25 protein-coding genes are annotated in these 24583 nt (G+C 69.0%); 11 read left to right on the forward strand and 14 right to left on the reverse strand.

The window, feature by feature from the left end:
- Positions 1 to 2 precede the first annotated feature (2 nt).
- From CFB39_RS12845 to CFB39_RS12895, 11 genes are all read left to right on the forward strand, one after another.
- On the forward strand, positions 3 to 566 hold the full coding sequence (locus tag CFB39_RS12845) for an RNA polymerase sigma factor (protein ID WP_089425985.1): 564 nt from the start codon (positions 3 to 5) through the stop codon (positions 564 to 566).
- Positions 563 to 988 (forward strand): DUF3619 family protein, encoded by a 426-nt coding sequence (locus CFB39_RS12850; protein ID WP_089456646.1) that lies wholly within the window; start codon positions 563 to 565, stop codon positions 986 to 988. The genes CFB39_RS12845 and CFB39_RS12850 overlap by 4 nt, the downstream gene beginning before the upstream one ends.
- Before the next feature lie 26 nt (positions 989 to 1014).
- Complete coding sequence (locus tag CFB39_RS12855) at positions 1015 to 1773, forward strand: DUF3106 domain-containing protein (protein ID WP_089431494.1); 759 nt, start codon at positions 1015 to 1017, stop codon at positions 1771 to 1773.
- Between the two features lie 6 nt (positions 1774 to 1779).
- Entirely contained in the window at positions 1780 to 2286 is a 507-nt protein-coding gene (locus tag CFB39_RS12860) for an RDD family protein (RefSeq protein WP_089473297.1), read from the forward strand.
- 225 nt (positions 2287 to 2511) lie between these two features.
- A complete protein-coding gene (locus tag CFB39_RS12865; protein ID WP_069248481.1) occupies positions 2512 to 3450 on the forward strand; it encodes a UDP-2,3-diacylglucosamine diphosphatase in 939 nt (312 codons plus the stop codon).
- 29 nt (positions 3451 to 3479) lie between these two features.
- A complete protein-coding gene (locus CFB39_RS12870) occupies positions 3480 to 4514 on the forward strand; it encodes a glycosyltransferase family 1 protein (protein ID WP_059531147.1) in 1035 nt (344 codons plus the stop codon).
- Positions 4511 to 5047, forward strand: a complete 537-nt coding sequence (locus tag CFB39_RS12875) for a diacylglycerol kinase (protein ID WP_039370536.1) — start codon at positions 4511 to 4513, stop codon at positions 5045 to 5047. Before CFB39_RS12870 ends, CFB39_RS12875 begins: the two co-directional genes overlap by 4 nt.
- Positions 5048 to 5252: 205 nt before the next feature.
- Entirely contained in the window at positions 5253 to 6011 is a 759-nt protein-coding gene (locus tag CFB39_RS12880) for a TetR/AcrR family transcriptional regulator (RefSeq protein ID WP_021161119.1), read from the forward strand.
- Positions 6008 to 6589, forward strand: a complete 582-nt coding sequence (locus CFB39_RS12885; RefSeq protein WP_043188888.1) for a TIGR00730 family Rossman fold protein — start codon at positions 6008 to 6010, stop codon at positions 6587 to 6589. The genes CFB39_RS12880 and CFB39_RS12885 overlap by 4 nt, the downstream gene beginning before the upstream one ends.
- A 22-nt stretch (positions 6590 to 6611) precedes the next feature.
- Complete coding sequence (locus tag CFB39_RS12890; protein ID WP_089473298.1) at positions 6612 to 7373, forward strand: SDR family oxidoreductase; 762 nt, start codon at positions 6612 to 6614, stop codon at positions 7371 to 7373.
- A gap of 229 nt (positions 7374 to 7602) precedes the next feature.
- Positions 7603 to 9495, forward strand: a complete 1893-nt coding sequence (locus tag CFB39_RS12895) for a glycosyltransferase family 39 protein (protein ID WP_089473299.1) — start codon at positions 7603 to 7605, stop codon at positions 9493 to 9495.
- Positions 9496 to 9684: 189 nt separating this feature from the next.
- On the opposite strand, the gene CFB39_RS12900 is transcribed toward CFB39_RS12895, so the two are convergent.
- From CFB39_RS12900 to CFB39_RS40800, 14 genes are all read right to left on the reverse strand, one after another.
- Entirely contained in the window at positions 9685 to 10302 is a 618-nt protein-coding gene (locus CFB39_RS12900; protein WP_089473300.1) for a DUF924 family protein, read from the reverse strand.
- Positions 10299 to 11030, reverse strand: coding sequence for an alanyl-tRNA editing protein (locus tag CFB39_RS12905; protein WP_089473301.1), 732 nt, complete (start codon positions 11028 to 11030; stop codon positions 10299 to 10301). Before CFB39_RS12905 ends, CFB39_RS12900 begins: the two co-directional genes overlap by 4 nt.
- Positions 11031 to 11136: 106 nt before the next feature.
- Positions 11137 to 11547: a group II truncated hemoglobin gene (locus CFB39_RS12910; protein ID WP_069248490.1), complete on the reverse strand. Its 411-nt coding sequence runs from the start codon at positions 11545 to 11547 to the stop codon at positions 11137 to 11139.
- A gap of 43 nt (positions 11548 to 11590) precedes the next feature.
- Positions 11591 to 14206 carry an ABC transporter permease gene (locus CFB39_RS12915; protein ID WP_179257677.1) on the reverse strand — a complete coding sequence of 872 codons (2616 nt, stop codon included), beginning with the start codon at positions 14204 to 14206 and terminating at the stop codon, positions 11591 to 11593.
- Positions 14203 to 14820 (reverse strand): DUF4126 domain-containing protein, encoded by a 618-nt coding sequence (locus tag CFB39_RS12920; RefSeq protein ID WP_011352729.1) that lies wholly within the window; start codon positions 14818 to 14820, stop codon positions 14203 to 14205. The genes CFB39_RS12915 and CFB39_RS12920 overlap by 4 nt, the downstream gene beginning before the upstream one ends.
- Positions 14821 to 15030: 210 nt before the next feature.
- Positions 15031 to 15351: a quaternary ammonium compound efflux SMR transporter SugE gene (gene sugE / locus CFB39_RS12925; RefSeq protein ID WP_089425993.1), complete on the reverse strand. Its 321-nt coding sequence runs from the start codon at positions 15349 to 15351 to the stop codon at positions 15031 to 15033.
- Positions 15352 to 15496: 145 nt separating this feature from the next.
- Complete coding sequence (locus CFB39_RS12930; protein ID WP_089431503.1) at positions 15497 to 15781, reverse strand: DUF333 domain-containing protein; 285 nt, start codon at positions 15779 to 15781, stop codon at positions 15497 to 15499.
- 158 nt (positions 15782 to 15939) lie between these two features.
- Positions 15940 to 16638, reverse strand: coding sequence for a two-component system response regulator KdpE (kdpE, locus tag CFB39_RS12935; protein WP_039370506.1), 699 nt, complete (start codon positions 16636 to 16638; stop codon positions 15940 to 15942).
- Positions 16631 to 19474 carry a DUF4118 domain-containing protein gene (locus CFB39_RS12940; RefSeq protein WP_089473302.1) on the reverse strand — a complete coding sequence of 948 codons (2844 nt, stop codon included), beginning with the start codon at positions 19472 to 19474 and terminating at the stop codon, positions 16631 to 16633. Before CFB39_RS12940 ends, kdpE begins: the two co-directional genes overlap by 8 nt.
- Before the next feature lie 162 nt (positions 19475 to 19636).
- On the reverse strand, positions 19637 to 20218 hold the full coding sequence (kdpC, locus tag CFB39_RS12945; protein WP_089473303.1) for a potassium-transporting ATPase subunit KdpC: 582 nt from the start codon (positions 20216 to 20218) through the stop codon (positions 19637 to 19639).
- Positions 20219 to 20243: 25 nt separating this feature from the next.
- The gene (kdpB, locus tag CFB39_RS12950; protein WP_089473304.1) at positions 20244 to 22328 is read right to left on the reverse strand and encodes a potassium-transporting ATPase subunit KdpB; all 2085 of its coding nucleotides are present in this window, start codon (positions 22326 to 22328) and stop codon (positions 20244 to 20246) included.
- 54 nt (positions 22329 to 22382) lie between these two features.
- Positions 22383 to 24188 (reverse strand): potassium-transporting ATPase subunit KdpA, encoded by a 1806-nt coding sequence (gene kdpA / locus CFB39_RS12955; protein ID WP_089473305.1) that lies wholly within the window; start codon positions 24186 to 24188, stop codon positions 22383 to 22385.
- Positions 24185 to 24277 carry a K(+)-transporting ATPase subunit F gene (kdpF, locus tag CFB39_RS12960; protein WP_006752209.1) on the reverse strand — a complete coding sequence of 31 codons (93 nt, stop codon included), beginning with the start codon at positions 24275 to 24277 and terminating at the stop codon, positions 24185 to 24187. Before kdpF ends, kdpA begins: the two co-directional genes overlap by 4 nt.
- Positions 24274 to 24396, reverse strand: coding sequence for a hypothetical protein (locus tag CFB39_RS40800; protein WP_256976802.1), 123 nt, complete (start codon positions 24394 to 24396; stop codon positions 24274 to 24276). The genes kdpF and CFB39_RS40800 overlap by 4 nt, the downstream gene beginning before the upstream one ends.
- Positions 24397 to 24583: the final 187 nt, after the last annotated feature.

The following is a 24583-nucleotide window of genomic DNA, read 5'->3' on the forward strand; positions in this document are numbered from 1 at the left end:
GAATGGCATCAGACAAGGAACTCGCCGACTTTCTGGCGGGCGTCGAAAGGCGCGCGTTCAAGCAGGCTGCGTACGCCGTGCGTGACGACGATGCGTCGCTCGACATCGTGCAGGACGCGATGATCAAGCTTGCGGAGAAGTACGGCGACCGGCCGGCGGCCGAGTTGCCGCTGCTTTTTCAGCGGATCCTGCAGAACGCGATCCACGACTGGTTCCGCCGGCAGAAAGTCCGCAACACGTGGGTCACGCTCTTCTCGTCGCTGAACAGCAGCGACGACGACGACTTCGACCCGCTCGAAACACTCGAATCCGCGGACGACAACGCGGGCGTCGAAAGCAGCGAGCACCGCCTCGAACGAGAGCAGGTTCTGGCCCTGATCGACGAAGAAATCCAGAAGCTTCCGGCGCGTCAACGGGAAGCGTTCCTGATGCGTTATTGGGAAGATATGGATGTCGCCGAGACTGCCGCCGCAATGGGGTGCTCCGAGGGCAGCGTGAAGACGCACTGCTCACGGGCCACCCACACGCTGGCGCACGCGCTCAAGGCCAAAGGAATCACGCTATGAGCTCCGCTCCCGCAAATCGAGAACACGAATTCGCGTTGAAGGTGCGCCGCGCGCTGGACGAGTGCGCGGCCGACCTGCCTGCCGCGACCACCGACCGTCTGGCCGTCGCCCGCCGGGCTGCGCTCGCGCGCAAGAAGCCCGAAGCCGCGACCGTGCCGGTGTTCGTACCGGCCTTCGCCGGCGCGGCCGGTGCGTACGGCACGGCGCCCGCGAGCCGCCCGCAGGCGTCGTTCGCGCGCCGCCTGCTGCGCGCGTGGCCGCTGGCCCTGCTGCTCGCGGGGCTCGTCGGCATCGCCTACTGGGAAGACATGCAGCGCACCGCCGAACTCGCCGATATCGACGCGGCGATGCTCAGCGACGACCTGCCGCTCAACGCGTATCTCGACCACGGGTTCAACGCGTATCTGTCGCGCGCTCACTAACAGACAATAACGAGGGGATCGCACGGGTGAGTCAGAAGCGCGGCCTGGCCGTATTTTTCGGATGCGTAATCGCGATCGCCGTTTCCTACGTCGCCACTTACCCACGATTCCACCCGGCCCCCGCGACGACCACCGCCGCGGTCAGCAGCCCTGCCGCGCCCGCATCGGCCGCGACCGGGCTGAGCACCGAACTCCCCCCGCTGCCCCTGCCGCTGCCGGCCGCTACCGGCCCGTTGTCGTGGGCGCGCCTCACGCCGGCGCAGCACGCGGCGCTCGCGCCGTTCGCCGACCAGTGGGACGGCTTCAGCGATGCCCGCAAGCGTAAATGGCTGAAGATCGCGTCGCGTTTCGCGAAATTGACGCCCGATGACCAAAAGCGCCTGCAGGACCGGATGACCGAATGGGCCAGGATGACGCCCGAGCAGCGCCGCGTCGCGCGCGAGAACTACCAGAGCGCGAAGGAGCTTTCCGCGCAGGCGCGCGAGCGGGCGTGGAAGGCATACCAGCAACTCCCGGAAGAGCAGAAGGAACGTCTCGCGGCCGCCGAGCGCCGCCGCCGGCCGAGCGTCGTCAGTGCGCCGCCGACCGTCGCCGACCGGGACGTGCGCCGCCTCGTCAATTCGCACGAACACCCGGCAAGCGGCCCGGCCACCGCACCGGCGCCCGTCTCGGCAGCCGTCGCGCCGCCGGTGCCCGCGTCGTCGACGGCCGGCACCGCATCCGCGCCGGCTGCCGTAGCGCCGGTGTCGCCCGCCGACGCGCCCTCGCTGTTCAAGGGCTCCTGAGCGCCCGTGGCGAACGCCCACGCACCTGAAACCCCGGCCGCCGCGCCGTCCGTGCGGCGGCGCCTCGCCGCGCTGCTCTACGAAGGCGTGCTGCTGTTCGGTGTGGTGTTCTTCGCCGGGCTCGCGTTCAGCCTCGCGACGCAGCAACGCAACGGCCTCGTCCATCACAACCTGCTCGCCGCCTGGATCGCGCTCGTGGTCGGCGCGTACTTCGTCTGGTTCTGGACCCACGGCGGCCAGACGCTGCCGATGAAGACCTGGCGGCTGCGGCTCGAATCGTCGAGCGGCCGCCCGCTGAGCGCAGGTCACGCGCTCGTCCGCTATGCGCTCGGCTGGCTGTGGTTCCTGCCGCCGCTCGCGCTGCATCCGCTCCTCGGCCTGTCGGTACCCGTCACGCTCGCGCTCACCGCCGCATGGATCGCCGTCTGGGCCGGCGCCGCGCGGCTGCATGCCGGGCGGCAGTTTCCGCACGACCGGATCGCCCGCACGCGCGTCGTCGCGATACCGCGCTGACACGCGGCATTCGCCTGACGAAAACACCTCGCCGAGGCGACTTCCGCCCGTCCCGGCAGCGCTGCCCGACAATGACCGTCCGTTCTGTACGGCACATTACGCAACGCCCCATCATTCACTGCTAAACACCCTGCAGCGGTCGTAATAAGAACGTCTCGTGACTGTCATGGCACAGTCACGCCCGCATGGCGGAATGCCGGTAATGTCAACCGGCGCGAGTCATGCATGGGCCAGAAAACGTCCGCGACCTCCCTGTTCCGTCACCCCATCGGCGCCCGCGCCGCCACAGCATTCCTGTCCGGTTCTGCCGCAACCGACGGGCTGGTCTCGCAAGACCCGCCTGCGGGGCACGCCACGCAGCATGACGACCCCGACTCGTCGGCCCACCGCTACCGCACCATCTGGCTGTCCGACATCCACCTCGGCTCGAGCGGCTGCCAGGCGCCGTACCTGCTCGACTTCCTGCGCCACAACGATTCGGAGTACTTGTACCTCGTCGGCGACATCATCGACGGCTGGCAGCTGAAGAAGGGCTGGTACTGGCCGCAGGCGCACAACGACGTCGTGCAGAAGATCCTGCGCAAGGCACGCAAGGGGACGCAGGTCGTCTACATCCCCGGCAACCACGACGAAGGCGCGCGGCAGTTCTGCGATCTCGCGTTCGGCGACATCCAGGTGCGCGGCGAGGCATTCCACACGACGCTCGCAGGCAAACGTTTGTGGATCGTGCACGGCGACCTGTTCGACGGCGTGATCCAGCACGCGAAATGGCTCGCGTACCTCGGTGACACGCTCTACACGCTGATCCTCGTGCTGAACCGCTGGTTCAACCGGATCCGCAGCCGGCTCGGCTTCCAGTACTGGTCGCTGTCGCAGTACCTGAAGCACCAGGTCAAGAACGCCGTCAACTTCATCTCCCAGTTCGAGACCGTGATGACCGACGAGGCGCGCCGCCGCGGCTGCGACGGCGTCGTGTGCGGCCACATCCACAAGGCGGAGATCCGCGACATCGACGGCGTGCTGTACTGCAACGACGGCGACTGGGTCGAAAGCCTGTCCGCACTCGTCGAGACGATGGAAGGCGAACTGAAGATCGTCTACTGGACGGTGATGCGCACCGCACCGACGGAGACCACGTCGCGCAAGGCCAAGGCCACTGCCTGACACCCCCCTACTTACAGGACAAAGCCGCGATGAAGATCATGATCGTCACCGACGCGTGGGAACCGCAGGTCAACGGCGTCGTGCGCACGCTGAAGAGCACGTCGCGCGAACTCACCGCGCTCGGCCACCGCGTCGAACTGCTGACGCCGCTGGAATTCCGTACGGTGCCCTGCCCGACCTACCCGGAGATCCGCCTGTCGATCCTGCCGTACCGCAAACTGCGCGCGCGGATCGATGCGTTCGCACCCGACGCGCTGCACATCGCGACCGAAGGCCCGCTCGGCCTCGCCGCGCGACGCTACGCGCGTTCGCGCAAGCTGCCGTACACGACCGCGTACCACACGCGCTTTCCGGAATACGTGCAGGCGCGCTTCGGCATCCCGCTCGCCGCGACCTACCGCTTCCTGCACTGGTTCCACGGCCCGTCGCTCGCGGTGATGGCGCCGACGCCGGTCGTCAAGCAGGACCTCGAGAAATTCGGCTTCACGAACGTCGTGCTGTGGACACGCGGCGTCGATCTCGACGTGTTCCGGCCGATGGAATCGAAGGTGCTCAATACCGCGAGGCCGATCTTCCTGTACGTGGGCCGCGTCGCGATCGAGAAGAACGTCGAGGCATTCCTGCGCCTCGACCTGCCCGGCTCGAAGTGGGTCGCGGGCGAAGGCCCCGCGCTCGCGGAGCTGAAGTCGCGCTATCCGGAAGCAAACTATCTCGGCGTGCTGTCACAGGCCGAGCTCGCCAAGGTGTATGCTGCGGCCGACGTGTTCGTGTTCCCGAGTCGCACCGACACGTTCGGCCTCGTGCTGCTCGAGGCGCTCGCCTGCGGCACGCCGGTAGCCGCGTATCCCGTGACGGGCCCGATCGACGTGCTCGGCGAAGGCGACGCCGGCGCAATGCACGAAGACCTGCAGGAAGCCTGCCTCGAGGCGCTGAAGATCGAACGCACCACTGCGCGCGCGTGGGCCGAACGCTTCTCGTGGCGCGCGGCATCCGAGCAGTTCGCGTCGCATCTGAAGCCGCTGCCGAAGACCGCGTACTCGCCAGCAGAAGGTGCCGCCGTTTGAAACGAGACCTGAACGACAAAATCCCGCCCCCCGACGCAACGCCGCAACGGCACCGCCCGTTCGACGAGGAAGAGCCGCACGCCGACGCGGACGTGCACGCGCACGAGCCGCTCGGCCCCGACGATCGGCTCGCGCCGCTGCCGCCGAACCCGTACAAGCGCCATCGCGGCATCACGCGCGCTTGGTACGCCCTCAAGCATTCGCTGAACGGTTTTCGCGTGGCGATCCGCGAGGAGAGCGCGTTTCGCCAGGAGCTCACGCTCGCAGCGCTGATGCTCCCGATCGGCGCGTTCGCACCGGTGCCGGCGGCATCGCGTGCGCTGCTGATCGCGTCGGTGCTGCTCGTGCTGATCGTCGAGCTGCTGAACTCGAGCGTCGAGGCCGCGATCGACCGCATCTCGCTCGAGCGTCACGAACTCTCGAAGCGCGCGAAGGACCTCGGCAGCGCAGCCGTGACCGTCGCGCTGTTCGCGTGCGTGACGACGTGGGGCTTCGTGCTCGGCCCCGTCGTCGCACGCTGGCTCGGCTTCTAGACGGCTGCCCCGCGGGTACCTGGCGCACCGCCCGCGTGCGGCGCTGCACCATGCGCCGCGCGGCGCGGCGATCACGAAATGCCCCGATGTGGCGAAACCCCGGTTTATAATCGTCCGCTAGACATAGAACAGCAACCCGCGCCGGACGAATCACGCAGCATCGATTGCAGCGCCCGCCAGTCCGGCACACACAGGGCCGGACGACATGGAAGCGAAACCTCCCCGCCGCACCCGCGAACGGATTCTCGAGTTGTCGTTGAAACTCTTCAACGAGATCGGCGAGCCGAACGTCACCACCACGACGATCGCCGAGGAAATGGAAATCAGTCCAGGCAACCTGTACTACCATTTCCGCAACAAGGACGACATCATCAACAGCATCTTCGCGCAGTTCGAGCAGCAGATCGAACGGCGGCTGCGCTTTCCCGAAGATCACCGTCCGACGATCGACGAAACCTGGTCGTACCTGCAGTACATGGCCGATTTCATGTGGACCTACCGGTTCCTGTATCGCGACCTCAACGATCTGCTCGCCCGCAACCGCACGCTCGAGACGCACTTCAAGCAGATCATCAGCCACAAGGTGCGCTTCGCGCGCGACATGTGCGAGCTGCTCGTGTCCGACGCCGAGATGGTCGCGACGCCCGCCGAGATCGAAGTCATCGCCACCAACATGGCCGTCATTTCGACGTACTGGCTGTCGTATCAGTACGTGATGCATCCGCGCAAATACAACGACCAGGACGCGATCCGCGAGGAACTGCACCAGGTCAGCATGCACGTGATCTCCGTGATGGCACCGTACCTGCGCGGCCGTTCGCGCCAGCTGTTCGACGACCTGGTCTCGGGCAAGCTGCCGAAGCGCCAGTTCACCGACTACCTGCCGCCGCGCGACGGCTCGCCGCGCCCCGCCGACAGCCCCGTCGTCACCGGGCAGGCACCCGCCAAGGATTCCAAGCAATGAAGGCTGTTTGTGTTTACTGCGGCTCGTCGTCCGGCGTGCGGCCCGTCTATGCCGACGCCGCGCGCGCATTCGGCCGCGCGCTCGTCGATGCGGGCCTCACGCTCGTCTACGGCGGCGGCCGGGTCGGCCTGATGGGCGTGATCGCCGACGAAGTGATGGCGGCCGGCGGCCGTGCGGTCGGCGTGATCCCCGAACTGCTCGTCGACAAGGAAGTCGGCCATACGGGGCTGTCGGAACTGCACGTCGTGCCCGACATGCACCACCGCAAGAAAATGATGGCCGACCTGTCCGACGCGTTCGTCGCGATGCCCGGCGGCGCCGGCACGCTCGAGGAGCTCTTCGAGGTCTACACGTGGGCGCAGCTCGGCTATCACCGCAAGCCCGTCGCGCTCTACAACATCGATTCGTTCTACGATCCGCTGATCGCGCTGTTGCGTCATACGGTCGACGAGGGCTTCATGCGTCCGGCCTATTTCGACGCACTGTGCGTCGAGTCGGAACCCGTCGAGCTGATCGAGCGACTGCGCCGCTACCAGCCGCCCGCCCGCGACAAGTGGGCGCCCGACGCGGCCAAGTAACCGTCACCGGAACCCGCACGCGATGACCGCACCGTCCGACCGCAAGGCCGTCCTCATCACCGGCGCGAGCCGTGGCATCGGCCGCGCGACCGCCGTGCTCGCGGCCGAGCGCGGCTGGGACGTCGGCATCAACTACGCGCGCGACGCGGCGGCGGCCGAACTCACCGCGCAGGCCGTCCGCGACGCGGGCGGCCGCGCGTGCGTCGTCGCGGGCGACGTCGCGAACGAAGCCGATGTCGTCGCGATGTTCGACACCGTCACGGCCGCATTCGGCCGCCTCGACGCGCTCGTCAACAACGCGGGCATCGTTGCGCCGTCGATGCCGCTCGCCGACATGCCGGCCGACCGGCTGCGGCGGATGTTCGACACCAACGTGCTCGGCGCGTATCTGTGTGCGCGCGAAGCCGCGCGCCGGCTCTCCACCGACCGCGGCGGCCGCGGGGGCGCGATCGTCAACGTATCGTCGATCGCCTCCCGGCTCGGCTCGCCGAACGAATACGTCGACTATGCGGGGTCGAAAGGCGCGGTCGACTCGCTGACGATCGGCCTCGCGAAGGAACTCGGCCCGCACGGCGTGCGCGTCAACGCGGTCCGACCCGGCCTGATCGAGACCGACATTCACGCGAGCGGCGGCCAGCCGGGCCGTGCGGCCCGCCTCGGCGCCACGACGCCGCTCGGCCGCGCGGGCGAAGCGCGGGAGATCGCCGAAGCAATCGTCTGGCTGCTCGGCGACGCGGCGTCTTACACGACCGGCGCCCTGCTCGACGTCGGCGGCGGCCGGTAAGTCCGCACTGCCGCACATCAAAAACCGCCGTCCGAAGCAATCCGTCGTCACGACACCACAAATCTCCACAATTTCGTGACACGAACGGTAATCCACCGTAACAATTCCGTGGTCTACTAGCGGACATTCAGACAGGTGTCATAAACATCCGTCCGTTGGCCTTCGATATGGCCCCAATCGGTCCTGCCCACGTCGCCGGACCGGCTCGACTCGACCCGAGATTCCTTCCATGCCTGGAACCGCAGCGCCCAGCCGGCGACGCACGTCTGTGCCCGCTCCGGCCCCGCACACCCATTCGACCGCCGACGCCGAACTCACCGCATCGCTCGACGCCGCCGGCACGCCCGTCGTCGCGTCGACCGCTGCCACCGGCACGACGCGCGAACGCTTGCGCCTGCTCGGCTGGCGCGCGTGGCTGTTCGTCGCCGCACTGATCTGCGCGTATACGCTGCCGGGCGTGCTCGGCCACGATCCGTGGAAGCAGGACGAAACCTACACGTTCGGCATCATCCAGCACATGCTCGAGACCGGCGACTTCGTCGTGCCGACCAATGCCGGCCTGCCGTTCATGGAAAAACCGCCGCTCTACGCGTGGGTCGCGACCAGCCTCGCCTGGCTGCTGCAGCGCGTCATGCCGCTGCACGACGCGGCCCGGCTCGCGAGCGCGCTGTTCGCCGCACTGGCATTCGGCTTCATCGCGCGCGCGGCGCGCGTCGCCAGCCGCGCGGACGCCTGGCTCGACCTGCGCGTGATCGGTCCTGTCGTGCTGAGCGCCGGGACGCTCGTCGTCATCAAGCACGTGCACGACATGATGACCGACGTCGCGCTGTTCGCCGGCACGGCAATCGCGTTCTGCGGGCTGCTCGAACTCGTGATGCAGCACGTCACGCGCGCGCAGCAGATGCGGCACGGGCTACCGGTCCGGCCGTCGGGCCGCTGGGCCGCGCCGATCTTCGGCGCGGGCGTCGGCATCGCGCTGATGACGAAGGGGCTGTTCGTACCGCTCGTGTTTGCCGCCACGCTCGTCGGCGCGCTGGTGCTCTATCCGGCCTGCCGCACCCGCGCGTTCGCGCGCTCGCTCGGCATCGCAGCACTGGTGTTCGCGCCGTTCGCGCTCGTCTGGCCGACCGCACTGTTCCTGCGCTCCGAGACGCTGTTCATGACGTGGTTCTGGGATAACAACGTCGGCCGCTTCTTCGGTTTCTCCGTCCCCCAACTGGGCGCGGAAAACGACAAGCCGTTCTTCATCCTGCGTGCGTTCCTGCTCGTCGGCTTCCCGGTCGCGCCGCTCGCGATCGTCGCGCTCGCGCGGGGTGCGTGGCGCGACTGGCGCACGCCGCGCATCGCGCTGCCGGTGATGTTCACGGTCGTCGGGCTCGTCGTGCTGCAAGTGTCCGCGACGTCGCGCCAGCTTTACATCCTGCCGTTCTTCGCCCCGCTCGCGCTGGTCGCCGCACAGGCCATCGACCGCCTGCCGCGCCAGCTGCATCTCGCGTGGGACTACCTGAGCCGCATTCTGTTCGGCACGGCCGCCGCGCTCGCCTGGGCCATCTGGGCAGTAATGGCCGATCCGGCCGCGTCGCGCAAGGATCTGACGCTGCTCGGCCGCTGGCTGCCGCTCGACTGGACGATGCCGATCGAACCCGCGCTCGTGGTCGGTGCGCTCGCGCTGACGGTCGGGTGGCTGACGCTGCTGCCGAAGCTGCGTACGACGGGCGTCTGGCGCGGCGCGCTGTCGTGGGGCGCCGGCGCACTCGTTGCATGGGGGCTCATTTACACGCTGCTGCTGCCGTGGCTCGATGTCGCGAAGAGCTACCGCTCGGTGTTCGACGACCTGAACGCGCACCTCGCGCTCGAATGGAACGACGGCGACTGCATGGCGAGCCTGCACGGGCTCGGCGAATCGGAAGCGCCGATGCTGTACTACTTTTCCGGCATCCAGCACACGCCGATCGCCGACGCGAAGACGACGCGCTGCACCTGGATGATCGTCCAGGGCGTGCGGGCCGTCGATCCGGCGCCCGGCGACGAATGGAAACTGTTCTGGACGGGCGCCCGCCCGGGCGACAACGAGGAACTGCTGCGCGTATACGTGCGCACGCCTGAACAGCACGTTGAGTAATGCGAGGAGGCACGGCGGACGCGCCGCCGTGCTTGCCCTCATGCCGGGCGTGGGGCGGTAAGCACCACCGCCGGAGCAGCGAACAGCGATCGGGAAATGCGCGCCGCCGACCGGCGTGCCCGGCCGCCACCGTGCCCGCGAGACTCCGCGGGCCCGCCCCCTCCCCGCGTCACACCGCCGCCCGAATCCTCAGAACGACGAACCGGGCTCGCGAAGAAACGCCATCTCTTCGTCACTCGATACCCGACCGAGAATCGCGTTCCGGTGCGGAAAGCGGCCGAAGCGCTCGACGACGGCCGCATGCAGCAACGCGAAGCGGTGATAGCTCTCGCACCCTGCTTCGTCGCGAATGCCCGCGCACAGGCGCACGGCTTCGCGCTGGCTCTCGACCGACTCGTCATGCTCGAACGGCAGATACGCAAACGCGCGGTGATGGCCGCTCGGCAACTGCGCGTCCCAGCCGGCCGCGACGACGCGGCGCGCGAGCGCGAGCGCCTTCGGATCGGCGGCAAACGCGCGCGGCGTGCCGCGATGGATGTTGCGCGAGAACTGGTCGAGCACGACGATCAACGCCAGTGCCCCCGACGGCGAGCCCGCCCAGTGATCGCAAGCGCCGTCGCACGCGGCGTCGAGCAACGCGCCGTAGCGCGTGCGCAGCACGTCGTCGAATGCCGCGCCGCCGTTGAACCAGACCTTGCGGTTCTGCCCGAATTCGGCCGAGCCCGGCTCGCCGAACCAGAAATCGAGAATCTCCCGCGCTTGCGGATCGAGCGCCGCCGCGCCCGCGTGGGGGGTGTCAATCGTCATGCAAACTCCAGTACGAGGCGCCGGGTGCGCGCGCTCTTCTTTTCCAGTTTCGCGACCCGCAGCTCGCCGATTTCGGACGTATTGCGCACATGCGTGCCGCCGCACGGCTGCAGGTCGACCTGCTCGATGCGCAGCAGCCGCACACGGCCGAGGCCCATCGGCGGCTTCACGCTCATCGTGCGCACGAGGTCCGGCCGCGTGGCCATCTCGTCGTCGGTAATCCATTCGGTCGTGACCGGATGCGCGCCGCCCACCAGGCCGGCGAGGCGCCGCTCGACGTCGTCGCGGTCGATCGCGTCGGACGTCGCGAAATCCATCCGCACGTAGTCGGCCGTCACGCTGCAACCGTCGACCGCGTACGGCAGCACCGCGCACATCAGGTGCGCTGCGGTATGCAGCCGCATGTGGCGATAGCGGCGCAGCCAGTCGATCTCCGCGACCACGCGCGTGCCGGGCTCGAGCGCCGCGACGCTCGCCTCCTGCCCCGGTGCGGGCACGTGCACGGCGTCGTCGGGCGTCGCGCCGTCGAACTTGGCCTTGCGCGTATCGGCAATCGCGATCGTGCTGCCGTCGGGCAGCGTCAGCGTGCCGGTGTCGCCGGCCTGGCCGCCGCCGAGCGGATAGAACACGGTGCGGTCGAGCCGGATGCCGTCGTCGCCGACGGCCAGCACGACCGCGTCGCATTGCGTGAGGTACGCGTCTTCGCGAAACAGCGCTTGTGTCGTCATCGGGCGAGCCTCGTATCGATTGGGGGGAAGCGGCCAGTGTCGCGCCGCGCGGTGCGCGCGCCCAGACGCAGATCGTCCCGCGCGCGGGCGGCGGCGTACCGGTCGATCAACCGGGCCGGTTGCGCATCCAGTCGGCCGTGTCGTAGAACGAATGCATGAGCCGCTCGCGCAGCGGCTCGGGCAGCCCGATGTCCTCCATCGCCCACGCCATGCAGCGCAGCCACTGGTCGCGCTCGACCGACGCGATCGGGAACGGCAGGTGCCGCGCGCGTAGCCGCGGATGGCCGAACCGGCTGATGTAGTGGTCGGGGCCGCCGAGCCACCCGCACAGGAACCAGAAAAACTTGTCGCGCGAACCGTCGAGCGAATCCGGGTGCAGCGCGCGAATCTGCGCGAACTCGGGCTCGAGATCCATCAGGTCGTAAAAGCGGTCCACCATTTCGCGCACGCGGGCTTCACCGCCCACGAGCTCGAACGCCGTCGGTTGCGACGGCGCATCGTCATTCACATCGGTCATACGGATAGTCGGAAAACAGGATCTTCGGGGCCGCCGGCGACGCTCATGCGTCGCGCAGCGACTGCAGCGCGGGGCGCCGCAGCACATTATGCAGGCTCAGCCAGCCGGCCGCACCGGCGCACGCGACGCCGGCCGCGATGCCGGCCGGCACGAGCCACGGATCGACGGCGAGCCGGAAATCGAACACGCGCGACGCGAGCACCCAGCCGACCGCGATCGCGCCCGCCGACGCCAGCGCACCGGCCAGTGCGCCGACCACGACGAACTCCGCGCGCTGCACCGCGTTGACCTGCGCGCGCGACGCGCCGAGCGCGCGCAGCAGCGCGGCCTCGCGCACCCGCTCGTCGCGCGTGCCGGCGAGCGCCGTGTACAGCACGAGCACGCCGGCCGCGAGCGTGAACATGAACAGGAACTGCACTGCGCCGACCACCTGCAGCATCATCCGCTGCAACTGCGCGAGGATCGGCGCGACGTCGATCGCGGTCAGGTTCGGATAGCGCGCGATCAGCGGATCGAGCAGCGCGGCATTCGATGCCGGCAAATGGAAGCTCGTCAGGTACACGGCCGGGAAATCCTTCAGCACCGGCGGCGGCATCAGCACGAAGAAATTGACGCGGAACGAACCCCAGTCGAGCTTGCGCACGCTCGTGATCGGCGCGTCGACCGTCAGCCCCGTCACGTCGAAGCGCAGCACGTCGCCCGGCTTCACGTTCAGCGTCTTCGCGAGGCCCGCCTCGATCGAGATCTGCGGCGTCGCCGCGGTGCCGAACCAGTCGCCTTCGACGATCCGGTTGTCGGACGGCAACCGGGTCGTATAGGACAGGTTGAACTCGCGGTCGACGAGCCGGCGCGCCTCCTCGGACGGGTAGGCGTCCGGATTCACCGGCTTGCCGTTGATCGCGACGAGGCGGCCGCGCACCATCGGCTCGGGCACCGCGTCGCGCACGCCGTGCGCGGCCAGATAGGCCGCGACGTCGGCGCGCTGGTCGGGCTGGATGTCGATCAGGAACTGGTTCGGCGCATCGGGCGGCGTCGACTGCTGCCAGCCCGCGACGAGGTCGTTGCGCGTGATCGCGATCAGCAGCAGGCACATCAGGCCGAGCGCGAGCGCGGTGATCTGCAGCGCGCTCGCCGTGCCGCGCCGGTGCAGCGACGCGAGCGCGTAACGCCAGCCGACGCCCGCGGCCACGCGCGCGTTGCGCACCGCGCGCGCAGCGGCGAACAGCACGAGCCGCGCGATCAGCACGAAACCGACCAGCGCGCCGGCGAAACCGCCCGCGACGATCAGCCCGAGTTTCAGGTTGCCGGCGGCCACGATCAGCAGCCCCGCGAACAGCACGACGCCGACCGCATACGCGGCCCACGCCGTGCGCGACGCGTCGCCCCACTCACGCCGCAGCACGCGCACCGGCGGCACGCGCGTGAGCGGCACGAGCGGCGGCAGCGCGAAACCGAGCAGCAACACCAGCGCGGCGCCCATGCCGATCAGCGCCGGCCACAGCGTGGGGGGCGGCAGCACCACGTCGATCAGGCCGCCGAGCGCGGCCAGCAATGCCCAGTGGCCGCCGTAGCCGAGCACCGCGCCGGCAGCGCCGGACACGATCCCGATGCCCGCGAATTCGAGTGCGAACAGCGCGCCGAGCGTGCGGCGGCTCACGCCGAGGCAGCGCATCGTCGCGCAGCCGTCGAGGTGGCGCCGCATGTAGCGCTGCGCGGCCATCGCGATCGCGACCGCCGCGAGCAGCGCGGTGAGCAGCGCGACGAGCGTCAGGAAGTGGCGCGCGCGATCCAGCGTCTGCCGCACCTGCGGCTGGCCTTCCTGCAACGACTCGAGACCGACGCCGCGCAGTTTCCCGCCGTCGACACGTGCGTGCGCATACGCCTCGAAACGCGCGACGGCCTGCTGGTCGCCGGCAACCAGCAGCCGGTACGTGACACGGCTGCCATAGCCCGTGAGCCCCGTCGCGGCCAGCTCGTCCGCGCGCATCATCAGCCGCGGCGAGAAATTGACGAAGGAAAACCCGCGATCGAGCTCGCGGGAGATCGACGCGGCGACCTTGAACGTGCGCAGCCCGACGCGCACCGTATCGCCCGCCTTCAGGTGCAGCGCATCGAGCAGCGCCGGATCGGCCCATACGGTGCCGGGCGCGGGAATCGCGGCCGCCTTCTGCGCGGTGGCCGCGCCGGCCGGCAGGATCTCGACCGCGCCGCGCAACGGATAGCCGGGCGACACGGCCTTCACGGCCGCGAGGCGCGACGGCGCCGCGTCGGTCGCCTGCCCGCCCGTGGCGGACGCGATCATGCTCGGGAAGATGGCGGTCGTCGCAGTATGCAGGCCGAGCGCGCGGGCCTGCTGGTCGAACGACGGATCGACGGGGCGATCGGCCCGCACGACGAAATCGGCGCCGAGCATCTGGCGCGCGTCGCGCTCGAGCCCCTGGCGCAGCCGGTCGGCGAGGAAGCCGACGCTCGTCAGCGCCGCGACCGCGAGCACCAGTGCAAGGACGAGCAGCGTCAACTCGCCCGCGCGCCAGTCGCGCGCGGTCATGCGGGCGGCCTGGCGGAACAGGTCGCGCAGGCCGAAGCGGCCGGCATGCGCGTTCACCTCATGGCCGGGATGCCCGGCCGGCGGCTGCGCCGCGGGTTGCCGCCCCTTCAATCGCGCTTCCCCCCGATCGAGTTGAGCCGCGACACCATGTGGTTCGCCATCCCGCGAAAGCCGCCCGAGACACCGCGCCACAGGCGCGGGAGCGCCCACGCGGACGCCGCGATGAAGGCGGCAAGCAACACGAGGAACGCGAGCGGAACGAAGAACGCGAGCACGAGCCCGCCGACCACGAGGCCGTCCTCGGTCGACGACGCGATCCAGTTCGAAATCGGTTCGGGTGACAGGTTGATCATCGCGCGCGTGCCGGCCTTCGCCACGTGCGCGGCACCGGCGAGCGAGCCGCCGGCGAGCCCTGCGACCGCGAGCACGGTCGGATCGGCATGGCCGAGCGCGCCGGCCGCGAGCACGGCGCCGGCCGGAATGCGGATGAAGGTATGCACGGCATCCCACAGCGAGTCGAACGCGGGGATCTTGTCGGCAAGGAATTCGGTGACGGTGAGCACGGCCGCGGCGCCGATGACCCACGGCGACATCAGGACGGCCAGCGTGTCGGGCAGGTGGAGCCAGCCGAACCGCGCCAGCACGCCGGCGATCAGCACGGTCAGGTACAGGCGCAGGCCGCTCGCCCACGCGAGCCCCGCGCCGAGCGAAATGGCTTCGATCATGGCCCTCTCCTTGCACTTTCCGTGCGATTTGCCGATTGATCGGATCGGGTCGGACAGACCGGCCGCGCGGCGCGTGGCGACCGGCACCACGTGCCGCGAGAAGCACGACGGTATTCAGGCCCGAATGCGTTCCATTATAGACAGGCCAGGCGCACGGCCGGCGCAATTCCGCAGTGCGGCACCGGGCGCGTGCGCACCGGGACGCCCTCGTCAGGCAGCCGACGACAGCTTGAGGCCGATCAGCCCCGCGACGATCAGCACGGCGCTCGCGACGCGCGCGACGGTCAGCGCCTCGCCCATCATCACGATGCCGAACACGAACGCACCGACCGCGCCGATGCCCGTCCACACCGCGTACGCGGTGCCGAGCGGCAGCTGGCGCATCGCGACCGCGAGCAGCCCGAAGCTGGCCAGCGCCGTCACGATCGTAAACACCGACGGACCGAGCTTCGTGAAGCCGTCCGACGATTTCATGCCGGCCGCCCAGGCCACTTCCAGCAAACCGGCAATGAACAACAATACCCACGCCATCTCGACGTACTCCGTATCGGATGGGGCCGTCCCCGTTGAAGCGAATGACCCGGGGTCGTCCCCGGGCGGCGCCGAGTATAACAAGATGCTTACGGACGCGGCGCGTGGCCGGCGGCCGATCGGGGGCACGATCGGCCAGGCCCGGTCAGTTCGACACGCGCTTCGGCGTGACGCCGGCGACGCAGCGGTCGTCGCGGTACAACGCCCACTCCTCGCACACGCGGCCATCCTTGAACACGCACATGCCGACCTGCCCGCTCGACAGGTTGCGGGTCGTGTGGCGGCCGCCGAGCTTGGCGCAATTGACCGACGCGGGATTGGCCATCGCCTGCTGCTGCGACGACGGTTGCTGCCCGGGCGGCAGCGGTTGGGCGAACGCGCCAGACGCGGCAAGCGCCAGCGCACAGATGACGACCAGACGGACGGACATTGCACGCTCCTCGTTTTCGTTCGCGGAACGGTCAGGATAACGGGGAATGAGCGCCGGGTGTGCAACGCGCGCGCCGGCCGCGAGACTGTCGCGCCGGCGCAACCGTGCCGGCACGCGACGTCACGCGCACGGGCGCCGTTGCGCCCCGGCTATGCCCGTCATGCGGCGCCGACCAGCCGGTAACCGACGCCCGTCTCGGTCACGATGTACTCGGGCTGCGCCGGGTCGCGCTCGAGCTTCTGGCGCAGGTGCGCCATGTAGATGCGCAGATAGTGGTGGCTTTCGACGTGCGACGGCCCCCACACGTCGCGCAGCAGCTGGCGGTGCGTGAGCACGCGTCCCGCGTGCCGCACGAGCGTCGCGAGCAGCCGGTATTCGAGCGGCGTCAGGTGCACGATTTCGTTGTCGCGCCACACCTGGCGCAGCGCGAGATCGACGGTCACGGTGCCGAAGGTCACCTTCGGCGACTCGTTCGCGCCGCCCTGGTTGCGCCGGCGCAGTTGCGCGCGGATCCGCGCGCGCAGTTCGGACACGCCGAACGGCTTGGTCAGGTAGTCGTCGGCGCCCGCGTCGAGCGCCGCGACCTTCTCTTCTTCCTGCGTGCGCGCGGACAGCACGATCACCGGCACCTCGGACCAGCCGCGCAATTCCCGGATCACGTCGAGGCCGTCGGTATCGGGCAGGCCGAGGTCGACGATCACGAGATCGGGCTTGCGCGTCGCCGCGTCGATCAGCCCCTGCTTGCCCGTCTCGGCCTCGAACACCGCGATGTCCTCCTCCTCGAGCGCGGCGCGCACGAAACGGCGGATCTGCTTTTCGTCCTCGATCAGGACGACGGTCAGGCTGGGTTCACTCATGATCTGGCAATGATTCGGATGGGGACGACGCCCCCGGCACTTCGGGTTCGTCGTCGGGTACGGCAGGCGCGGCCGGCGGTGTCTCGACCGGCAGCGTGAACCAGAAACGCGCGCCCGTCACGTGGCCGTCGGGTGCCGTCCGGTTGAACGCGCCGATTTTACCGCCGTGCGCTTCGACGATCGCGCGGCAGATCGCGAGGCCGAGGCCGATGCCCGGCGTCGCCGATTCCTTCTCGCCGCGCGTGAACTTGTCGAAGATCCGCGCTTCCATCCCGGCCGGCAGGCCGGGACCGTAATCGTCGACGAGCACGCGCACGAACGGCAGCCCGTCGTCGGTCACGCGCTCGGCGCCGATGTCGAGCGGCGTATCGGCCGGCGTGTACTTCGCCGCGTTCTCGAACAGGTTGGTGAACAGGCGCTCCATCAGCACCGCGTCCATCTGCAGGAGCGGCAGGTCGGCCGGCAGCACGACGCGCGCCGGATGGCGCGCAAGCACGCGCTTGCAGGCGGCGAGCGCGGCCCCGACGGTTTCCTCGAGCAGCGACCACTGGCGCTTCAACTGCAGGCTGCCGGCCTGCAGCCGCGCCATGTCGAGCAGGTTCGTGACGATGCCCGTCATCCGCAGCGCTTCGTCGTGGATCGCGTCGACGAGTTCGCCCTCGCGCTGCGCGAAGCGTTCGGCCGCCGCGGCGTCGCCGCCCTGCGCGGCCGCGCGCCCGTTCGCGAGCATCGACGAGAAGCCGACGATCGTCGTGAGCGGCGTGCGCAGATCGTGCGAGATCGCCGACAGCAGCGAGTTGCGCAGCCGCTCGGATTCCATGTTGACGAGCGCGTCGCGCGCGATCTCGACGTAGTGCACGCGTTCGAGCGCGAGCGCGATCTGCGCGGCGAACGCGTCGAGCATCCGCTGCTGCTCCGGCACCTCGAGTTCGCGCGGCTCGCGCGACGCGACCGCGAGCACACCGCGCGTGCGCATCGGCGCCTTCAGCGGCAGGTACAGCGCGGCCGTCGCGGGCAACGTATCGGTGCCGCGGCCGGCCGGCTTCTGCTGGTCGTACACCCACTGGCCGACGTCGCTGTCGAGGTCGGTGCCCGTCAGCGTGACGGCCGCATCGGGCTCCTCGATCTTCTGGCGCACCTTGTCCGCACTGTCGGGCAGCAGGAACGCGACACGCGCGCGGAACACCTCGCCCACGTGACGGCTGCCGATCTCGACGATCTGCTCGGTCGTCAGCGCCGCGCCCAGCTCGCGCGCCATCGCATAGATCGCGCCGGTGCGGCGCTCGCGGCGCTGCGCGACGCTCGCCTGGCGCGTCAGCGTCGACGTCAGGTGGCTGATCACGAGCGACGTCAGCAGCATCCCGAAGAAGGTCAGCAGGTATTGCGTGTCGCTGACCGAGAACGACATGCGCGGCGGCACGAAGAAGTAATCGAACGCGGCCACCGACAGGAACGACTGCAGCACGCCCGGGCCGCGCCCGAGCCGCACGGCCGAGAACACGACGCCGAGCAGGTACAGCATCACGAGGTTCGTGAGGTCGAGCCGCTCGGACACGAGGCTCGCGACAACCGTGATCGCCGCGCAGATCGCGGCCGCGTACACGTAGTGCCGCGGCGGCGAACGGTGCGTGCCGAACTGCGCGAACGCGTCACGCCAGTCGCGCGCACGTGCGTCGAGGGGGGCTGCGCGCGCCTCGTCGCTCGCGGACGCCCGGATCAGCATCAGGTCGACGTCGCCCGCGCGTTCGGCCAGCTTCTCGCCGAACGGCCGCACGAAGCGGCGCACGAGCCCGACCTTCGGCGAGCCGCCCGCGACGATCTTCGACACGTTGCGCACCTTCGCATAGCCGATCAGCGCGGCAACCGCGTCGGCGCCGGCGAGCGTGGCCGTCTCCGCGCCCAGCTCGGCCGCGAGCTTCAGCGCGTCGAGCGTGCGCTGCCGTCGCGCATCGGGCAACCGCTGCAGGCGCGGCGTCTCCACATAGACGGCGATCCAGTCGGCCTTCAGGCTCGCGGCGAGCCGTGCCGCCGCGCGCACGAGCGTCGGCGCTTCAGGGCCCGGCCCGACGCACACGAGCAGCCGCTCGCGTGCCTGCCAGATGCGCTGGATCGAACGATCGGCGCGATACTCGCGCATCTGCGCGTCGACGCGATCGGCCGTGCGCCGCAGCGCCAGTTCGCGCAGCGCGATCAGGTTGCCCTTGCGGAAGAAGTTGCGCACCGCGCGCTCGGCCTGCTGCGCGAGATAGACCTTGCCGTCGCGCATCCGCTCGAGCAGCTCCTCGGCCGGCAGGTCGACGAGCGTGACTTCGTCGGCCGCGTCGAACACGCGGTCGGGCACCGTCTCCCACACGCGGATGCCGGTGATCGCGCCGACCACGTCGTTCAGGCTTTCGAGGTGCTGGACGTTGACGGTCGTGTAGACGTCGATGCCCGCGTCGAGCAGTTCGTACACATCCTGCCAGCGCTTCAGGTGCCGCGCGCCCTGCACGTTCGAATGCGCGAGTTCGTCGACGAGGATCAGTTGCGGCTCACGCGCGAGCGCGCCGTCGAGATCGAATTCGGCGAGCGTGCGGCCGCGATAGTCGATGCGCGCGAGCGGCAGCACGTCGAGGCCGTCGAGCAGCGCGGCGGTTTCGCTGCGCCCGTGGGTCTCGACGATGCCGACGACGACGTCGACGCCTTCCTGCAGGCGCTGGCGCGCGGCCTGCAGCATCGCGTAGGTCTTGCCGACACCGGCCGATGCGCCGAAGAAGATCTTGAGCTGGCCGCGCCGCTGCTTTTCTTCGTCACGCTGCAGCTTGTCGAGGAGTTGGTCTGGATCGGGACGATTCATGCGTCAGAAAGGCGGAGCGCCCGGATGCGCGCGAGTACGAGCATTGTTGTTCCAAATCGCCGCAAAAGGCAAAGACGGCGCATGCGCCGTCGGGAAAAGGCGCGCCCGGCGCGGGGCGTGCCGCGCCGGACGCCGGTTGCCGTCGGAAGCCCGGACGCGCGCTCAGTGCGCGGCCTGTGCCGCATCGAGCGCGAGGTTCAGCTTCAGCACGTTCACGCGCGTCTCGCCGAGCACGCCGAACTGGCGGCCCGTCGTATTCGCGGCGACGAGCTGCGCGACCGCGTCGGGCGCCAGGTTGCGCGCCTTCGCGACGCGCTCGACCTGGTACGCGGCGGCGGCCGGCGTGATCTCCGGATCGAGGCCGCTGGCCGACGCCGTCACGAGGTCGACCGGCACGGGCCTCGACATGTCGGTGCCCGCGTCGCGCAGCGCGGCGATGCGCCCCTTCACCTGGTCGGCGAGCGACGGGTTCAGCGGGCCGAGGTTCGAGCCGCCGGAGCCGGTCGCGTTGTACGGCATCGGCGAGGTCGCCGACAACCGGCCCCAGAAGTACTTCGGCGCATCGAACGGCTGGCCGATCAGTGCGGAGCCCACCGCCTTGCCGTCCTTCTCGATCAGGCTGCCGTTCGCCTGCGACGGGAACACGGCCTGGCCGAACACGGTCATCACGGCCGGGTAGGCGAGCCCCGTCACGGCAGTCAGGACGACAAAGAGCACGACGAGCGGACGAATCAACGTTTTCATGATGTTTCCTTCAAATACGGCCGGCTCAGGCCCAGCCGAGTGCAGCGAGCGTCATGTCGATCAGCTTGATGAACGGGAACGGCAGCAGCACGCCGCCGAGGCCGTATACCAGCAGGTTGCGGCGCAGGAGCGACGCGGCGCCGAGCGGCCGGTACGTGACGCCCTTCAGCGCCAGCGGAATCAGCGCGACGATGATCAGCGCGTTGAAGATCACCGCAGACAGGATGGCCGACGCCGGCGACGTCAGGTGCATGATGTCGAGCACGCGCAGCTGCGGGTACGTCGTCACGAATGCGGCCGGGATGATCGCGAAGTACTTCGCGATGTCGTTCGCGATCGAGAACGTCGTGAGCGACCCGCGCGTCATCAGCATCTGCTTGCCGATCTCGACGATCTCGATCAGCTTCGTCGGGTTCGAGTCGAGGTCGACCATGTTGCCGGCTTCCTTCGCCGCCTGCGTGCCGGTGTTCATCGCCACGGCCACGTCGGCCTGCGCGAGCGCCGGCGCGTCGTTGGTGCCGTCGCCGGTCATCGCGACGAGGCGCCCTGCGGCCTGGTGTTCGCGGATCGTCGCGAGCTTGGTTTCCGGCGTCGCTTCGGCAAGGAAATCGTCGACGCCCGCTTCCGCCGCGATTGCCGCGGCCGTCAGCCGGTTGTCGCCCGTCACCATCACGGTCTTGATGCCCATCTTGCGCAGTTCCGCGAAGCGCTCCTTGATGCCGCCCTTCACGATGTCCTTCAGCTCGATCACGCCGAGTACGCGCGCCGCGCCTTCATGCAGGTCGGCCACGACGAGCGGCGTGCTGCCGCGGCGCGCGACTTCGTCGACCGCGCGGCGCACTTCTTCCGGGAAGCGGCTGCCGTGCGTCTCGACGTAATTGCGGATCGCGTCGGCCGCACCCTTGCGGATTTCACGGCCCGGCAGGTCGACGCCGCTCATCCGCGTCTGCGCGGAGAAGCCGATGAACGTCGCGTGCAGTTGCCCCATGTCGCGCTGGCGAATGTTGAAGCGCTCCTTCGCGAGCACGACGATGCTGCGGCCTTCCGGCGTTTCGTCGGCGAGCGACGACAGTTGCGCGGCATCGGCCAGCGCTTCCTCGGTCACGCCCGGCGCCGGCACGAACGTCGATGCCTGGCGGTTGCCGAGCGTGATCGTGCCGGTCTTGTCGAGCAGCAGCACGTCCACGTCGCCGGCGGCTTCCACCGCGCGGCCCGACGTCGCGATCACGTTCGCCTGCATCATCCGGCTCATCCCGGCCACGCCGATCGCGGACAACAGCCCGCCGATCGTCGTCGGAATCAGGCACACGAGCAGCGCAACCAGTGCGGTAATCGTCACGACATGGCCGGCCTTCATCGCCTCGACCGCGAACGTCGAGAACGGCAGCAGGGTGGCAGTGGCGAGCAGCATCACGATCGTCAGCGCGACGAGCAGGATCGTCAGCGCGATCTCGTTCGGCGTCTTCTTGCGCTTCGCGCCTTCGACCATCGCGATCATCCGGTCGAGGAACGCCTCGCCGGGATTCGCGGTGACCTTGACGACGATCCAGTCCGACAGCACGCGCGTGCCGCCCGTCACCGACGAGAAGTCGCCGCCCGATTCGCGGATCACCGGCGCGGATTCGCCGGTGATCGCCGATTCGTCGACCGACGCAACGCCATCGATCACCTCGCCGTCGGCCGGGATCACGTCGCCGGCCTCGACCAGCACGACGTCGCCACGGCGCAGCTCGGTCGCGGTCGTGATGCGGATCGGCGACTTCGGATGCGGCTCGTTGAGCTTCTTCGCCATCACGTCTTTCTTCGCGCTGCGCAGCGACGCGGCCTGCGCCTTCGAGCGCCCTTCGGCGAGCGCTTCGGCGAAGTTCGCGAACAGCACGGTGAACCACAGCCACAGCGCGATCGCGAGGATGAAGCCCGCGGGCGCCTCGGCCTGGCCGGCGAGCGCCGCGATCCACAGGATCGTGGTCAGGATGCTGCCGACGTACACGCAGAACATCACCGGATTGCGGAACTGCGTGCGCGGCGTGAGTTTCTTGAACGAGTCCACGATCGCCGGGCGCAGCAGCGCCGGATCGAACATGGACCGTGTTGCGGAATGTTGAGTCATTGCGATCTCTTCAATCTCTTCAGTCTTTTCAAGGTGTCGCCATGCGGGCGCGCATCACGCGCCCAGCCACATCATCAGGTGCTCGACGCCCGGGCCGAGCGCGAGCGCCGGCACGTAGGTCAGCGCGCCCACCAGCAGCACGGTGCCGAGCAGCAGCACGACGAACAGCGGACCGTGCGTCGGCAGCGTGCCGCTCGTTACCGCGATGCGCTTCTTCGCGGCGAGCGAGCCGGCGATCGCCAGCACCGGCACGATCGTGCCGAAGCGGCCGAACCACATCGCGATCGCGGTCATCCAGTTGTAGAACGGCGTGCCGACCGTCAGGCCCGCGAACGCGCTGCCGTTGTTGTTGGCGGCCGAGCTGAACGCGTACAGGATTTCCGAGAAGCCGTGCGGCCCCGGGTTCGCGATGCCGGCCTTGCCCGCATCGGCGAGCACGGCGATCGACGTGCCCACCAGCACCAGCAGCGGCGTGAGCAGCACGACGATCGACACCATCTTCATCTCGTACGCTTCGATCTTCTTGCCGACGTATTCCGGCGTGCGGCCGATCATCAGGCCGGCGACGAACACCGCGAGCAGCGCGAACACGAGCATCCCGTAGAGACCCGAGCCGACCCCGCCGTAGATCACTTCGCCCAGCTGCATCAGCAGCATCGGCACGAGGCCGCCGAGCGGCGTCAGCGAATCGTGCATCGTGTCGACGGCGCCGCACGACGCGGCCGTGGTCGCGACCGTGAAGATGCCGGTCTGCGCGATGCCGAAGCGCGTTTCCTTGCCTTCCATGTTGCCGCCCGGCTGCAGCGCGCTCGCCGACTGGTCGACGTGCAGCGCGGCGAGCGTCGGGTTGCCGGCCTGCTCGGCGCTCACCTCGAAGCCGATCGCGAGCACGAACGCGACCGTCATCGCCGCGAGCACGGCGATGCCCTGCCGGCGGTCGCCGATCATGCGGCCGAACACGAGACACAGCGCGGCCGGGATGATCAGGATCGCGAAGATCTGCAGGACGTTCGCGAACGGCGTCGGGTTCTCGTACGGGTGCGCGGAGTTCGCGTTGAAGAAGCCGCCACCGTTGGTGCCGAGCATCTTGATCGCTTCCTGCGACGCAACCGGGCCCATCGCGAGCGTCTGCTTCGTGAGCGGGGTCGGCACCGTGACCGCGTTGCCCTTGTCGTCCTTCACCGGATTGCCCTGCGCGTCGAGCTTCGGCGCGGCGTAGGTGCTCGCCTGCAGCACCGGCACGTCCTGGTACGACTTCATGTTCTGGATCACGCCCTGGCTCATCAGCAGCGCGGCGATGATCATCGACATCGGCACGAGCACGTACATCGTCACGCGCGTGAGGTCGACCCAGAAGTTGCCGATCGTCTGCGCGGTATGACGCGCGAAACCGCGGATCAGCGCGATCACGACGACGATCCCGGTTGCCGCCGACAGGAAGTTCTGCACGGTCAGGCCGAGCATCTGCGTCAGGTAGCTGACGGTCTGCTCGGGCGTGTAGTCCTGCCAGTTCGTATTGGTGACGAAGCTGACGGCCGTGTTGAACGCGCCGTCGACCGTCATCGCACCGAACTGCTGCGGGTTGCCGGGCAGGAAGCCCTGCAGGCGCAGCAGGCCGTAGAGGAACAGCGCGCCGAGCGCGTTGAACGCGATCGTCGCGATCGCGTACTGCTTCCAGTTCATCTCGCTGCCGGCGTCGACGCCGGCGATGCGGTACAGCGCGCGCTCGAGCGGCCCGAACACGCGCACGACGCGCGAGCTGCCGTCCATCACCGCGGACAGATAGCGCGCGACCGGCACGGCCGCCGCCAGCAGCACGACGATGAAGAGCAGCGTCTGAAAGAGATTGTTCGCGTTCATTCAATGTCCTCCGCGCGCAGCAGCGCAAAGACGAGATACGCGAACAGCAGCGCCGTCGAGGCGCCCGCCAGCCAAAGCATCCAGGTCATGCTCGCCCCCCGCGACCGTATTGCACCAGCTTGTCGCAACCGGCAACCAAACCGAGGATCAGCGCGGTGAAGAGCACCAGTGCGCCGATGAAAACCCCATCCATTTTTCTGTTCTCCATCGTCGAAATCAGACGACTAGAACCTTATGGGAACGCACGTAAAGGACGGGTCAAAGGTATCGGGGCGCGTATAAAAAACGCGTAAACGAGGCATTCTGGGGGGACGACGGCGGGAACCGGGAGACGGGACGGACGGCGCCGTGGCGCCGCCCGGAGAAGCGCGTGCCGGCGTGGCGCCGGCACGGGG

Source organism: Burkholderia sp. AU6039 (assembly GCF_002223365.1).
In the GTDB taxonomy this organism is placed as follows: domain Bacteria; phylum Pseudomonadota; class Gammaproteobacteria; order Burkholderiales; family Burkholderiaceae; genus Burkholderia.